Source organism: Pseudomonas sp. GZD-222 (assembly GCF_049310525.1).
GTDB lineage: Bacteria > Pseudomonadota > Gammaproteobacteria > Pseudomonadales > Pseudomonadaceae > Aquipseudomonas.
Genome location: NZ_JBMOWO010000116.1, coordinates 35,782 through 50,224, shown reverse-complemented (window position 1 = coordinate 50,224; position 14,443 = coordinate 35,782). Strand labels below are relative to the sequence as shown.

13 protein-coding genes and 1 pseudogene are annotated in these 14,443 nt (G+C 56.1%); 8 read left to right on the top strand and 6 right to left on the bottom strand.

Annotated elements, in window-relative coordinates:
• The 5 genes and pseudogenes from ACO6VD_RS22250 to ACO6VD_RS22230 all read right to left on the bottom strand — a co-directional run bounded on the left by ACO6VD_RS22250 (position 1) and on the right by ACO6VD_RS22230 (position 6,402).
• Positions 1–2,154, bottom strand: coding sequence for a hypothetical protein (locus tag ACO6VD_RS22250; protein WP_422422166.1), 2,154 nt, complete (start codon positions 2,152–2,154; stop codon positions 1–3).
• Positions 2,147–3,292, bottom strand: coding sequence for a tyrosine-type recombinase/integrase (locus ACO6VD_RS22245; protein ID WP_422422165.1), 1,146 nt, complete (start codon positions 3,290–3,292; stop codon positions 2,147–2,149). The genes ACO6VD_RS22250 and ACO6VD_RS22245 overlap by 8 nt, the downstream gene beginning before the upstream one ends.
• A gap of 1,208 nt (positions 3,293–4,500) precedes the next feature.
• Positions 4,501–4,872 (bottom strand): annotated as a pseudogene (locus tag ACO6VD_RS22240) (endonuclease); the annotation flags it as partial.
• A 6-nt stretch (positions 4,873–4,878) separates the two neighbouring features.
• A complete protein-coding gene (locus tag ACO6VD_RS22235; protein ID WP_045184252.1) occupies positions 4,879–5,148 on the bottom strand; it encodes a DUF1654 domain-containing protein in 270 nt (89 codons plus the stop codon).
• Between the two features lie 165 nt (positions 5,149–5,313).
• Entirely contained in the window at positions 5,314–6,402 is a 1,089-nt protein-coding gene (locus ACO6VD_RS22230) for an asparaginase (RefSeq protein WP_400173631.1), read from the bottom strand.
• A 335-nt stretch (positions 6,403–6,737) separates the two neighbouring features.
• On the opposite strand from ACO6VD_RS22230, the gene ACO6VD_RS22225 reads away from it, so the two are divergent.
• From ACO6VD_RS22225 to ACO6VD_RS22195, 7 genes are read left to right on the top strand one after another with little or no spacing between them, the layout of a single operon-like run.
• A complete protein-coding gene (locus ACO6VD_RS22225) occupies positions 6,738–7,694 on the top strand; it encodes a sugar ABC transporter substrate-binding protein (RefSeq protein ID WP_422422164.1) in 957 nt (318 codons plus the stop codon).
• A 46-nt stretch (positions 7,695–7,740) separates the two neighbouring features.
• Positions 7,741–9,291: a sugar ABC transporter ATP-binding protein gene (locus ACO6VD_RS22220; protein WP_422422163.1), complete on the top strand. Its 1,551-nt coding sequence runs from the start codon at positions 7,741–7,743 to the stop codon at positions 9,289–9,291.
• Positions 9,288–10,280 (top strand): ABC transporter permease, encoded by a 993-nt coding sequence (locus ACO6VD_RS22215; RefSeq protein WP_422422162.1) that lies wholly within the window; start codon positions 9,288–9,290, stop codon positions 10,278–10,280. Before ACO6VD_RS22220 ends, ACO6VD_RS22215 begins: the two co-directional genes overlap by 4 nt.
• Before the next feature lie 3 nt (positions 10,281–10,283).
• Complete coding sequence (locus ACO6VD_RS22210) at positions 10,284–11,306, top strand: LacI family DNA-binding transcriptional regulator (protein WP_400173635.1); 1,023 nt, start codon at positions 10,284–10,286, stop codon at positions 11,304–11,306.
• 13 nt (positions 11,307–11,319) lie between these two features.
• Positions 11,320–12,228, top strand: a complete 909-nt coding sequence (rbsK, locus tag ACO6VD_RS22205; RefSeq protein WP_422422161.1) for a ribokinase — start codon at positions 11,320–11,322, stop codon at positions 12,226–12,228.
• Positions 12,225–12,629, top strand: a complete 405-nt coding sequence (gene rbsD / locus ACO6VD_RS22200) for a D-ribose pyranase (RefSeq protein ID WP_422422160.1) — start codon at positions 12,225–12,227, stop codon at positions 12,627–12,629. The genes rbsK and rbsD overlap by 4 nt, the downstream gene beginning before the upstream one ends.
• 25 nt (positions 12,630–12,654) lie before the next feature.
• Positions 12,655–13,680, top strand: a complete 1,026-nt coding sequence (locus tag ACO6VD_RS22195; RefSeq protein ID WP_422422159.1) for a nucleoside hydrolase — start codon at positions 12,655–12,657, stop codon at positions 13,678–13,680.
• Here the strand turns inward: ACO6VD_RS22195 and ACO6VD_RS22190 are convergent.
• Positions 13,652–13,858, bottom strand: a complete 207-nt coding sequence (locus ACO6VD_RS22190; protein ID WP_422422158.1) for a hypothetical protein — start codon at positions 13,856–13,858, stop codon at positions 13,652–13,654. The two genes, ACO6VD_RS22195 and ACO6VD_RS22190, sit on opposite strands and share 29 nt — an antisense overlap.
• Before the next feature lie 189 nt (positions 13,859–14,047).
• Here ACO6VD_RS22190 and ACO6VD_RS22185 point away from each other — a divergent pair, with 189 nt between their 5' ends.
• Entirely contained in the window at positions 14,048–14,350 is a 303-nt protein-coding gene (locus tag ACO6VD_RS22185) for a hypothetical protein (protein WP_400173639.1), read from the top strand.
• Positions 14,351–14,443 lie beyond the last annotated feature (93 nt).

Below are 14,443 nucleotides of genomic sequence, written 5' to 3'. Positions count from 1 at the left end.
TCACCTAATGATCGGCTTGGGGAATTTATGGGTTTTTAGAATTTTGCGTCCTTGTAAGACAGTTTTGTGGTCAAATTTTTCAAGCACGTTTTCGATGTGTGCTGCTTGCATAGCGATAGCAAGAGCTTTCGAATCATCCTCGGTAGAAAGAATGCTTAGTTGGCTAATGCACTCGTCAAGATAACTGGTCATCAGAGCTGCCGTGATTGGGTTGATGATAATGAATGTCTGATTGTTTTTTTTCAATTGCCCAAATGGTGATATGGAAAAACCAAGCTGTTGAGCAGAAAGAAGTAGGGCGTTAAACTCATCAAGCTCACCAGAGTCTCCGCTTTCCTTGCTCCAGCCAAGCATTGTTTTTAACTCGGAAACACTTATTAAATTATCTTTACTTACAGCTGCTTGGACTTTCCTTGCGTCCTCAACCATCAGATGACCCACGCTACTAGCGAACAACGCACGCTTGTCCAAGCGATATTTAGTCTCGCTTGCATTAATATAGGCAGCCTGCTTCACACCTGGGGAATGAGCGGTTGCATCCGCGCCTACTATTGCTTGTGAATATTTTTCAAACGCTTCGTTCGCTGGGTCGTTTCCGTCAGTATCTAAAATTGCCCTCGACTGGGCTATTGCCGTCACTGTGATCGTCTGTCGCTCGACTGGAGTAGGGCTCGTCCCACCTTGGGCTGCTAGTTCTCGCCGAATTTGTTTATTGTTCCATATTGGGCGATTGTTAGTAGCAACTCGACGGATAATTTCGGCAAATATTTCAATTTCGTTGTCTGCTTCCAATAGCGATCTATAGCTCGATGTTTGTTGGCAGGCAGCCATAATTAAAGGTCGGAATACGATACTTTCCGTACATTGAATGTTTGACGTAACTGGAGCATTAACAAGGGTGTTTCCCGAGAGAGGGAATAGGGTTAAGAAGCTTTTTTTAAGCTCATCAAATTCGCAATAAGCTCTATATTGTATGGAGCTTTTAGGGTGCATGGGTACTTCGCGGATTGGTTGCTTGCTACGTCCCTTGATAAAAATTGGGGAAGCAGAAATTGGAGTGATTCGAAGGTCGCCATGCTGCATCTTATTGATACCGCTCAATTGAATTCTGTCTGTGGCAAGTAGCCAAGAAAAAGCAATTTCTTCGCTTGGGGTGTGCTTGACTAAAAATAAGTAATCAATATTGTGAAAATGTAGTTTTTTGTGCGTATTTCCTGGTTTGATGTCCAAGAAATTCAACTCGGTTAAGCCAGCTTGAATTAAATGATTAGTATCTGGGATTTCCGTTGGAGTTGTGTCGTTGAATTGAGAGTTTCTAAAGCCATACTGATTGTGTAGAAGTCTTTCTTTCAGTTGTAAGTTTTCACTCTTAAGGATCGCCTCCGCTAGTGGTTTATATAGACCGCTGCGGTTTGATTTTTTGGAACTATATCTGAGCTTCTCTACGTCACCGTTGCACTCAGAAATGATCTTATCTAATGTTTTCTTTACCTCGGGATGGTTCAAGAGTTGAGTTCTATGGTCGTTCATTTGCTTGAGAAATTGGCAGCAGAAACGAATAGTAGACCTTACTATTTGTAGTTCATCTTTTATATTCTGGTTAGTGATTTGTCCAAGGCTTTTAGTCCTTCCAGACCTATTAGGTACTGACGGGATAAATGCTTTCGCTTCTTTGATTCTAGTTAGGGTTTCTAATTGGCGGAGTTCGCCAGCATGCTCTTCTAAATACCATTCTAAAGTCGTGCGATAAAAAGACATTTCTCCGCAAATTGAGTTTTGTTTTAGTTTTCTATCTGTGCGTAAATACCTTGCGAAATCTTGCAGAAAAGCAGGAGGCAAAGCGGCGGTGTTTGGGTATTCGGCTATTGCCCATTTCATAAGGTTGTTAAATTTAAGATGCTTGGCGTACGCATCGTGCAGAGAGTTTTCTTTGAATCTACTACTGTTAAAATATTTAATAAAGCATTGAGCTAACGGGCACGATTGGAGCGGTGTTGGGATTTCAATGCGACGATATTCCATAGGACGGTTCATGCCTGATTTCATCGCTACTACGGCGAATTTCTCAGATGGCTCTAAGTTAGTTATCTCGTTGGGGGCTAGTGAGGCCAGGGTTGCCTTGGCCTTCGTGGGATGGTCAATATACTCATTCATCGAGTTCATCATTCAATGCTCGCCTTATTTTTTCACGACGATGAAGCTTTCCGTCGAAGACTACATATGCTTTCGTCGTTTCTTCATCTTCATGCCCCATTTGTTCGGGGACATATTGCCATGGGTCAAATCCATGTTTGTAGCAAAAATCAACTAGATTGGTGGCGTATGTATGCCGTAAAGAATGGAATGTCAATTTTACAAATGAGGCTTTGTTGACAAAGTGCATGTATGAATCTTTGTTGTGAAGTTCTGAGATTACATCGTCGATTTTTGCGCTGGCGAAAATTTTGGCCATCCGGAATACGTAAGTGGCATGTTCGGGTGACAATGATTCCCCATTGCTTTTGCAAATTAGAGGGCCGTCAGATATTTTGGCTCTACTCCCTTTTAGGAATTTCTTAATCTGCAGAAATGCTCTGGGTGGTACATCGATACTTCTAAGTTTTTCACCTTTCCCAATGATGGGGATGTTAATTGAGATGTTCTCGCAATTATCCGCGATGGAAATGAGTCTTCTTAGGTCTGCTGTCAAAAGGTTTCGCGGGTCTGTAACCTCGCTTGTTCGTAAGCCGCAATAATATCCTATATGTAAAACTAGCTCGTCGCGCTCTTTTTCGAATGGAGATTGAGCCGCTACGTTGCTCAGTAATGACTTGAATATATCAATTGCGATATAATTGTTGTATAAGTCGAAGTTTACTTTTTTGTGGCTTTCGCCTTGTGATTTAAGATTGTTCGAGGCGTACGTGTAGGAAAAATTCGGAGGGGCATCCAAAAAACCTAATTCCCAAGAATGTTGGTAAAACATCTTGATTGTTGTTTTATGCCGCAATATCGATTTTTCTTCCAGCGCTCTAGCTTTTAGCAGGTGGCCGTAGAGGTAACCTGAAATGTCCCGGTCGGTGAGTTCTCTCCAATCCTGGCCATGATCTGAAAGAGCTTGGAAAAAGCCTTTCAAGTCATCAGCGGCAGCTTTAATGCTGTTTTTTAGTAGGCCACGCTGCGCTAGGGAAATGAGAAATACGGTGGGTGCTGAAACGATGCTGTCTTCGAGGAGTGGCCCATTCTTGAGAATGACATATGTGTTGATGCTCCCACCTGACCAACTGATGCCCTCTACGTAATGGATTCGCACTTGTTCACCCTCGACTTTCCGAAACGCGGGAGTTCCCCTGTCTCTCTTTGCCGTCGCTAAAATACTTACGCTGGGCGCTTCTTTTTCACGAGAGAGGTTCTCTTTAGGGTGTTTGTGTCTCCAGCACAAATTTGTTGCATAAGGCTAAAGTAGGGCGTTTGATTTGCTTAAGCGCTGACTTGCCGCCTCGGACGTATGCCCGATCAAGGGTTTCGCTGATGCAGGTATTAGTCCAGGGGTGAGTACACATTACCGTGCTGCGCTGCATGGTTACCTGTGGCATCAGTTCAGGGCTCAAATTTTTCCCCTGCAAGCACCTAAAGACCATTTGATGGAATGCATCCACAGTTTTTGCAGGGTCGCGTTCTTGATGCGGCAAGGGTGAAAAGGTCATATCGGCTTCTCTCGTGTGTGGTAATAGTTGAAGACGACAGGAGAGACTTGGTCAAGGTGAAAGGGAGAGGGGAAGGGTTTTTCCGACGAAATATCAGTATGTTAAAAGTATACCCATTGGCCGACTGCAGAAGGGCATTTCGCCAGTGACAGTCGCAATGTCTGACTACCCTAATACAGCAACTGATCTTGGGTGCAACTACTCACGCATAGCCCTATGAGCCTATTTGTCAGCTGTTCTCTATAACACAGATCAGCTTTCTTGTAGGGCTTTTCAATTATCGATTCAATGCGACCCTGAACTCCCAGCATCTAATGTTTAAAGCGTATGCTGGATTCATGTTGGATAATATAGACCGCACACACTAAAGCGGTAGCGGAATGACCAACATGTCTTTGGAAAGCCGAATATGATCAGGTTGTCATAAGCAGTCAACTCGTAACGAATTCAGTTACTTGTAAGCCATTTGGTTAGTAGTATGTTTTAGTCGTGAGGCTTCTCCAGTCTTGGCTGTGATTGGAAAGAGTTTGAAGGGCGTTGAAATTAACGGCCGCAGCTCTTATAGATTGTTCATGTGGCTGCGCTTCCGAGGGATATAAGAAAAAGGTGGATTTGAAATAATGCTCATTTTCTAGGAGTGGCCAATTCTTGATGATGGCGAACGTGGAGATGGTTCCCCCTGACTAACTTTGGCCCCTACCTTTCTAATCGACGCCTGTTCACTCCTAACTCTCCTGCGCGCCTATTCTTGTGGTTTCGAGGCTCTGTAGCGGTGTATGTCAACATTTCGTTAGGATTGGTGCTCTCCCGTATAAACCTCGCCAATGCTCGGCACCAGGTTGTGCAGGTCGGCTTCGGCGCGCTGGTAAACCTTGTCGTTGCGTGTGCAGTTCTGGCGTCCGCCGCTTTGCCAGCACTGACGCTGATGACCGATCTGCCAGGCCGGGACGATATGCTCCCACTCAATACGCGAAGCACGGTTGGCGTTCTTGCGCGGGATATAACCGCACCCGGCAAGGTCGACCTTGTTGCCGTTGTACTTGCAGCCACAGTAGAACTCGGTGGACTGCGGTGCATACAGGCGCCAGGCGACCTTCTTGGCTTCATTGAAGGTGCGCGGTGCATCGGCGTGGGCGTTGGTGATACTGAACAGCAGGCAAGCGACTGCAAAAAACCAGACTCTCATGCGGCTTCAATCTTCCTTTGGTACTACCCAGAAAATCTGCACACCACCGTCATCGCGGTAAGCGAGGGTGACGTTGTCGTTCTCGGCGATTTCCTCAAGCAAGGTCGCCCAGTCGTCCGGGGACTCATGCTCCAGGCGGAAGATCAATGCGGCCCGGGCCTTTTGCGCGGTCGGTGAATTGATGATTTTCTGGATGCGGATGCCCAGTTGCTCGTAACTGCTGGCAGGGGCGGAAGTGGTGGCCACGAAACGTTCCTTATTTAGCTGTATGCGCATACAGTATTTTACTGTAGGCAATTTCGCAACAGCTCGTCGCTGAAAGAGCGCATGTGACCGCAAACCGCGCAGTTTGCTGCGGTCTGTTCAAAGTATTTTTGCTGAGGGTAGGAGAGGGGCGCTTGCCCGTCCTACAAGACGGGCAAGCGTGGGGGAGGACTGGACTCAGTATTCCCAGAAGATCCGCTGCAGCTCTTTGCTGTCCTGGGTCTTGGTCAGGGCGACCATGGCCAGGATCCGCGCTTTTTGCGGGTTCAGGTCGTGCGCCACGACCCAGTCGTTCTTGTCGTCAGGCTGCTCGGCGTTGCGCAGCACGAAGCCGCCGGCGTTGACGTGGGAAGAACGAATGATCTGTACGCCTTCCTTGCGCAGTTCCTGCAGGGCCGGCACCACGCGCGACGACACCGAACCGTTGCCGGTACCGGCGTGGATGATCGCCTTGGCGCCACCCTGGGCCAGGGCCTTGTAAGCGGTGTCGGTCACGTTGCCGTAACCATAGGCGATGTCGACCTGGGGCAGGCTGCTGATGTTCTTGATGTCGAATTCCGAATCCATGGTGTGGCGCTTGGCAGGCAGGCGGAACCAGTAGGATTTGCCTTCGACCACCATGCCCAGCGGGCCCCATGCGCTCTTGAAGGCTTCGGTCTTGATGTTGACGGTTTTGCTGACGTCACGACCCGACTGGATCTCGTCGTTCATGGTTACCAGCACGCCTTTGCCGCGCGATTCCTTGTTGCTGGCAACGGCGACGGCGTTGTACAGGTTGAGCATGCCGTCGGCGGACATCGCGGTGCCCGGACGCATGGAGCCAACGACGACGATCGGCTTGTCGGTCTTCTCGACCAGGTTGAGGAAGTAGGCAGTCTCTTCCAGGGTATCGGTACCGTGGGTGATGACGATGCCGTCGACGTCCTTGCTGTCGGCCAGTTCAGCTACACGCTTGCCCAGTTGCAGCAGGTTGTCGTTGCTGATGCTTTCGGAGGCGATCTGCATCACCTGTTCGCCGCGCACATTGGCAAGGTTTGCCAGTTCCGGAACGCCGGCGATCAGCTTGTCCACACCCAGCTTGGCGGCCTGGTAGGTCGCGCTGTTAGCGGCGCTGGCGCCGGCGCCTGCGATGGTGCCACCGGTGGCGAGGATCACCACGTTGGCCAGTTTCTGTTGGTTCTCGACTTCCTTGGCGTTGACGCCTGCGGGCAGTAACAGCAGCAGGGCCAAAGCGCCCGGAACGAAGGAATTAAGCGCAGCTTTCATCGTTGATCTCTCTTATGAATGGAGTTCGCTGTGTAACCCGCAAGAGGGAGCAGAAAACGGGCCACATCTGCCGTTCGTCGTATTTCATGTTCAATCTATTGATTTGTATGGACTTTCAGTGGCGGCGGAGAGCTTGGTTCAGGCACTTTTTGTTCGGTAATCCGACGGTTATCCAAAAGGGGGGTTCGGTTTTCCGAGTATTTTGACCATAATTCCGAAAGGCAACTTCCAGCAAGTTTGCGCCGTCGAATTTGACAAAGTCTGGTTGCGTTTCCATAGTAAGCTAACGCAAACGTTTGCGACCCGATAAAAATCATAAGATTCGGAGTAAATTCATGAAGCTGCCGTTCGCCGGACGCCTTTTGGCGGTCGCTGTACTGTCCTCGCTCTCCCTCGCAATGCCCCTGTCCCAGGCCCTGGCCGATGAAAAGCCCAAGGTTGCCCTGGTGATGAAATCCCTCGCCAACGAATTCTTCCTGACCATGGAAGACGGCGCCAAGGCCTACCAGAAAGAGCACGCCGCCGACTTCGACCTGGTGTCCAACGGCATCAAGGACGAGACCGATGCCGGCAACCAGATTCGTATTGTCGAGCAGATGATCGTTTCCGGGGTCAATGCCCTGGTGATTGCGCCTGCCGACTCCAAAGCCCTGGTGCCGGTGGTGAAAAAGGCCATGGACGCCGGTATCACCGTGGTCAACATCGACAATCGCCTGGACCCTGAGGTGCTCAAGAGCAAAAACCTCAGCGTGCCGTTCGTAGGTCCCGACAACCGCAAAGGGGCGCGTCTGGTGGGTGAGTACCTGGCCAAAGAGAAGCTCAAGGCCGGTGACCAGGTCGGCATTATTGAAGGTGTCTCGACCACCACCAACGCCCAGCAGCGCACCGCTGGTTTCAAGGACGCGATGGAAACCGCGCAGATCAAGGTCGTCTCGGTGCAGTCGGGTGACTGGGAAATTGCCAAGGGCAATGCCGTCGCCGCCTCGATGCTCAATGCCAATCCTGATATCAAGGCGCTGCTGGCCGGTAACGACAGCATGGCCCTGGGCGCCGTCTCGGCGGTCCGTGCGGCGGGCAAGGCTGGTCAAGTCCAGGTGGTCGGCTACGACAACATCAACGCCATCAAGCCGATGCTCAAGGACGGTCGTGTACTCGCCACCGCCGACCAGTACGCCGCCAAACAGGCGGTGTTCGGCATCGAGGCGGCGCTGAAGATGCTCAAGAAGGAAAAAACTGACGTCGATGCCGACAACGTCATCCAGACCCCGGTCGAGCTGGTCACCAACAAGTAGTCGCACGGTGCGCGCCTGCCGGGTGGCAGGCGCCAGGAGAACAGCAATGTCAGCGACTGCGGATGTCGTACTTTCAGTCAGCGCAATCGGCAAGACCTACGCCCAGCCGGTGCTGGGCGATATCGAGCTGAGCCTGCGCCGGGGTGAAGTGCTGGCCCTTACCGGTGAGAACGGCGCGGGCAAGAGTACCCTGTCGAAAATCATCGGCGGCCTCGAGCTGCCCACCACCGGGCAAATGCACTATCAGGGGCAGGTTTATCGGCCGGGCAGCCGGGCCGCCGCCGAGCGCCTCGGCGTGCGCATGGTCATGCAGGAACTCAACCTGCTGCCGACCCTGACCGTGGCCGAGAACCTGTTTCTCGACAACCTGCCCAGCCGCGCCGGCTGGATCAGCCGCAAGCGCCTGCGCCAACTGGCCCAGGCCGCCATGGCGCAGGTCGGGCTGGAGGCGATTGACCCGGACACCCCGGTCGGCGAGCTGGGCATCGGCCATCAGCAGATGGTGGAAATTGCCCGCAACCTGATCGGCGATTGCCATGTGCTGATTTTCGATGAGCCCACAGCCATGCTGACTGCGCGCGAAGTCGAACTGCTGTTCACCCAGATCGAACGCCTGCAGCGCCGCGGCGTGGCCATCGTCTATATCTCTCACCGCCTGGAAGAACTCAAACGCATCGCCCAGCGCATCGCCGTGCTGCGCGACGGCAAGCTGGTGTGTGTCGAACCCATGGCGCGCTACAGCAGCGCGGAGCTGGTCAACCTGATGGTCGGCCGCGAGCTGGCTGAGCATATCGACCTCGGCCAGCGCCAGATCGGAGCGCCGATACTCAAGGTCGCTGGCCTGAGCCGCGCCGACAAGGTCCGTGAGGTATCCTTCGAGGTGCGCAGCGGCGAAATCTTCGGCATCTCTGGCCTGATCGGTGCCGGCCGTACCGAACTACTGCGTTTGATCTATGGCGCCGACCGTGCCGACAGCGGCAGTATCGAGCTGGGCACTCCATTACGGGCAGTGCAAGTCGACTCGCCGGTGGCAGCGGTGCGCGAGGGTATCGCCCTGATCACCGAAGACCGTAAGGGCGAAGGCTTGCTGCTGTCGCAATCGATCAGCGCCAACATTGCCTTGGGTAACCTGCCGGCAATTTCCCGCGCCGGAGTGCTCGACGGTAAAGCCGAACGTGACCTGGCCCAGCGCCAGATTGCCGCCATGCGTATTCGCAGCTCCAGCCCCGATCAGGTGGTCGGCGAACTGTCCGGCGGCAACCAGCAAAAGGTGGTGATTGGTCGCTGGCTGGAGCGCGATTGCACGGTGCTGTTGTTCGACGAGCCGACCCGTGGCATCGACGTCGGCGCCAAGTTCGACATCTACGGCCTGCTCGCCGAACTGGCGCGTCAGGGCAAGGCGCTGGTGGTGGTCTCCAGTGACCTGCGCGAACTGATGCTGATCTGTGACCGCATCGCTGTGCTCAGTGCCGGGCGCCTGATTGACACCTTCGAGCGCGACCAGTGGACCCAGGATCAATTACTCGCCGCGGCCTTCGCCGGCTATCAGAAACGTGATGCGTTGCTGCATGAAGCAGCGCCCAGGACAACGTCATGAAAACCACTCCCGTGGACACCGCTGCCCCCGGCGTCAAGCGCAACAGCAGCTATTACGGTCTGGGTACTTACCTGGGCTTGGCCGGCGCCTTGCTGGCGATGATTGTGCTGTTCTCTTTTCTCAGCAGTCACTTTTTGTCTTACGGCACCTTCAGCACCCTGGCCAACCAGATCCCCGACCTGATGGTGCTGGCGGTAGGCATGACCTTCGTGTTGATCATCGGCGGCATCGACCTCTCGGTCGGCTCGGTATTGGCTTTGGCGGCTTCGGCGGTCAGCGTGGCGATCCTCGGCTGGGGCTGGAGCGTGTTGCCAGCAGCCTTGCTGGGCATGGGCGTGGCGGCGCTGGCCGGGAGTATCACCGGCTCGATTACCGTGGCCTGGCGGATTCCGTCGTTCATCGTTTCCCTCGGCGTGCTGGAGATGGCCCGGGGCGTGGCCTACCAACTGACCGACTCGCGCACCGCCTACATCGGTGACGCCTTTGCCTGGCTGTCCAATCCCTTGGCGTTCGGTGTGTCGCCGTCGTTCATCATCGCCTTGCTGGTGATCATCCTTGCCCAGCTGGTGCTGACCCGTACGGTGTTTGGCCGCTACCTGATCGGCATCGGCACCAACGAAGAAGCGGTACGCCTGGCCGGTATCGACCCGCGTCCGTACAAGATCCTGGTGTTCTCGCTGATGGGGCTGCTGGCCGGCCTTGCCGCACTGTTCCAGATCTCCCGCCTGGAGGCCGCAGATCCCAACGCCGGCTCAGGCCTTGAGTTGCAGGTCATCGCTGCGGTGGTGATCGGCGGTACCAGCCTGATGGGTGGGCGCGGTTCGGTGATCAGCACCTTCTTTGGCGTACTGATCATTTCCGTGCTCGCCGCTGGCCTGGCCCAGATCGGCGCTTCAGAGCCGACCAAACGCATTATCACCGGGGCGGTCATTGTTATCGCCGTGGTCCTCGACACCTACCGTAGCCGACGTGCAAGTCGGCGGAACTGACCCATGGCAACTATCAAAGATGTCGCGGCACTGGCGGGGATTTCCTACACCACCGTGTCCCATGTACTGAACAAGACCCGACCGGTCAGCGAACCGGTGCGCCTCAAGGTCGAAGCGGCGATTGCCGAGCTCGACTATGTGCCCAGCGCCGTAGCCCGCTCACTCAAGGCGCGCAGCACCGCCACCATCGGCCTGTTGGTGCCCAATAGCGTCAACCCGTACTTCGCCGAACTGGCGCGGGGTATCGAGGATGCCTGTGAGCGCAACGGCTACTGCGTGATTCTGTGCAACTCCGACGACAACCCGCAAAAGCAGCGCAGCTACCTGCGCGTGCTGCTGGAAAAACGCATCGATGGCTTGATTGTCGCCTCGGTGGGTGAGGACAGCGACCTGCAGGGCAGCCTGGCCAATGTGCGCACGCCGATGGTCATCGTTGACCGCGCCCTGGAAGGGGTGGAGGCCGATCTGGTGCGCATCGACCACGAACTGGGGGCGTACCTGGCGACCCGTCATCTGCTCGATCTGGGGCATCGCGACATCGCCTGCATCGGCGGCCCGGTCAGCACCAGCACCGCGCAAATGCGCCTGGCCGGATTCCGCCGTGCCCTGGCGGAGGCCAAGGTGAAAGTGGGTGACGACCACATTATCAGCAGCGATTTCACCAGCCTCGGCGGCTATGCCGCTGCCGCGCAATTGCTCGACGGCCAGCGGCCGACGGCGATCTTCGCCGGTAACGACATGATCGGCATCGGCGTGTTGCGCGCTGCGGCCGAGCGCAACATCTGCGTGCCGGGAGAGCTGTCGGTGATCGGCTTCGACGATATTCAGCTCAGCCGCTACGTGTTCCCGGCGCTGACCACGGTCGGTCAATCGATTCGCGAGCTGGGTGAAAGCGCTGCGGCCTTGTTGTTATCGCGCATTGCCCAGCCACTGCGCGGCGCGCCGGAGCAGCGCATCGTTGCCCCGAAGATCGTGTTGCGTGAGTCCACTGCGCCACGCCCAGACCTTTTCAATGATTACCGCTGAGAACAGAACACCCATGCACGCCAAGGTAGTAGTGGTAGGTAGCCTCAATATGGACCTGGTCGCCCGCGCCGAGCGGCTGCCGCGCGCCGGCGAGACCATGGCGGGCGAATCCTTTGCCACCGTACCGGGCGGCAAGGGCGCCAATCAGGCAGTGGCGGCGGCGCGTCTCGGCGCTGTCGTGGCGATGATCGGCAATGTCGGCGACGATGCCTATGGTCAGCAGTTGCGTCAGGCTTTGCTCGACGAGCAGATCGACTGTCAGGGCGTGGCCGTGTGCCCTGGTGTTTCCAGTGGTCTGGCATTGATCGTGGTCGATGCCAGCAGCCAGAACTCCATCGTCATCATCCCCGGCGGCAACGGTCAGCTGTTGCCCGAATCGGTTCAGGCCTTCGACGCCTTGCTGCAAGCGGCCGAAGTGATCATCTGCCAGCTGGAGGTTCCCGCGCAGACGGTGGCCTATACCCTCGAACGTGGTCGTGCCCTGGGCAAGACGGTGATCCTCAACCCGGCGCCGTGCACCGGCCCCTTGCCGCTGAACTGGTACAGCGCCATCGATTACCTGATTCCCAACGAAAGCGAAGCCCAGGCACTGACCGGGTTGCCGGTGACCGACCTGGCCAGCGCCGAGGCGGTGGCCAGTCACTTGCGCAGCCTCGGGGTGAAAAACGTCATCGTCACCCTCGGTGCCGAAGGTGCGTTGTTCGCCAATGCCCAGGGCTTCAAGCACTTTCCGGCGCCCAAGGTGCAGCCACTGGACACTACGGCGGCGGGTGACACTTTCGTGGGCGGTTTCGCTGCCGCGCTGGCGAATGGCGTGAGGGAGGGCGAGGCGATTGCGTTCGGCCAGCGCGCCGCGGCGTTGTCGGTCACCCGTGCCGGTGCCCAGCCATCGATCCCCTACCTGGCCGAGTTGCAGCCATGAAAAAGACGCCTTTGCTCAATATCGCCCTGTCGCGGGTGATCGCCTCGCTGGGGCATGGCGACATCCTGATCATCGGTGACGCCGGCTTGCCGGTGCCGCCTGGTGTCGAACTGATCGACCTGGCGCTGACTCCTGGCATTCCCGACTTCGCCAGCGTCCTGCGCGCCGTGCTCAGCGAAATGCAGGTGGAAAGCCACGTGCTCGCCGATGAAATGTTCAAGGCCAATCCCCCCGGCCTGACCGCTGTCGATCAATGCCATGCCCATGGTCAGCTCGGCTTTCGCACCCTGCTCAGCCATGCCGAGTTCAAGCAGCTCAGCCGCAGCGCCCGTGCCGTGGTGCGCACCGGCGAGTGCCAGCCCTACAGCAATATTGCCTTGATCGCTGGCGTTACTTTCTAGATTCTTGTCTACAAGGACGTGTCCGATGCTTGAACTGATTCAACCTGCCAAACGTTTGCTTCAAGGAGTAGTGCTGATGTCCCTGCTGTCGGCGGGTGCCGCCCAAGCCGCACCGATCGATCTGATCATCGACACCGATCCCGGTGCCGATGACGTGGTGGCTTTGCTGCTGGCCATGGCTTCACCGGATGAATTGAAGATCCGCGCGATCACCACGGTGGCGGGCAACGTGCGCCTCGACAAGACCTCGCGCAACGCGCGCCTGGCCAGGGAGTGGGGCGGTCGCGAAGACATCCCGGTGTATGCCGGCGCACCCAAGCCGCTGCTGCGTACACCCATTTACGCCGCCAACATTCATGGTGAGGAGGGCTTGCCTGGTGTTCCGGTGCATGAGCCCAAGGCAGGTCTGGCCAAAGGCAACGCCGTGCAGTACCTGATCGAAACCCTGAGCAAGGCCGAGCCGCACAGCATCACGGTAGCCATGCTCGGTCCGCAGACCAACCTGGCCCTGGCGCTGATCCAGGCGCCGGAAATCACCAAAGGCATCAAGGAAGTGGTGGTGATGGGTGGCGCGCACTTCAACGGTGGCAACATCACCCCGGTGGCCGAGTTCAACCTGTTCGCCGACCCGGAAGCCGCCGAAGTGGTGCTCAGCAGCGGCGTCAAACTGACCTACCTGCCGCTGGATGTCACCCACAAGGTGCTGACCAGCGAGGCGCGGCTCAAGCAGCTGGCAGCGCTGAACAACCAGGCCAGCAAGCTGGTGGTGGATATTCTCAATGCGTACGTCAAAGACGACATGGTCCACTACGGTATGCCGGGTGGCCCGGTGCATGACGCCAGCGTCATCGCCTACCTGCTCAAGCCCGAGCTGTTCAAGGGGCGGCAGATTCATATGCAGGTGGACAGCCGTGAAGGCCCGACCTACGGCCAGACCATTGCTGATTGGTACAACACCCTCGAGCAGCCGAGCAACGTGATGTGGATCGACAGTGGCGATGCCCAGGGCTTTTTTGACCTGCTCAGTACGCGGCTTGCGCGTCTGAGGTAGTGTGCGAGTAACGTTCGAAGACCTGTTCGACAAAGCTGCGTGCAGCCTCGTTGCCCAGGTCTTTGACCAGCAGGTCGACGGCAATCAGCATCAGTTCTTCGGCGCTGGCGGGGCTGTAGGCGCTCTGGCCCTCGGCCCATTTGACCTTGATGTCGGCATCGATGATGTGGCTTGTCATGAGTCATTCCGAAAAAACAGCGAGTGCTACGGGTTCAAATGCCGGGCCCTGGCGTTTGAAGAGCGAGGCCTGATTGCGCTGCGCCCAAGGCTGCAGTAAATCATGCCCGGGCCTGCCAATGCACTGCGACTTAGGCATAAGCGCAGGGGCGTGGCAAACTAATGGTTTCCAGCGGGTCGGAACAGTGCTGTGCAGATCGATTTGAACAACCCCGAACAGTTCACCCTTGAAGCCGTGCGTAGCCTGCTGGCTGCAGGCAGCAATGCCGTGCACAACCAGCTACGGGTCAACCGTGGCGGCATTGCCTGGTTGTCGCAGGTGGTCGGCGGCCGCGAACTGGAGGGCCTGGCCTTTCGTCTGGAAACCTGGGCGGCAGGTTCCGGTTGCGTCGGCGAGCAGGCCGCGGCGGACGAGCGCTGGGTGTTGCAGGTGTTCAACGTATTGCAGCGCAACTGGCCGACACCCTCGAGCGATTACATCGACCTGTACTGAGTACCGGCGTGTTTGTGCAAAATCCCGTGACGATTACATTTTTACCCGAGTACGCTGGCTCAGGCAGACTTGACGGGTTTTGCAACGAAAAAC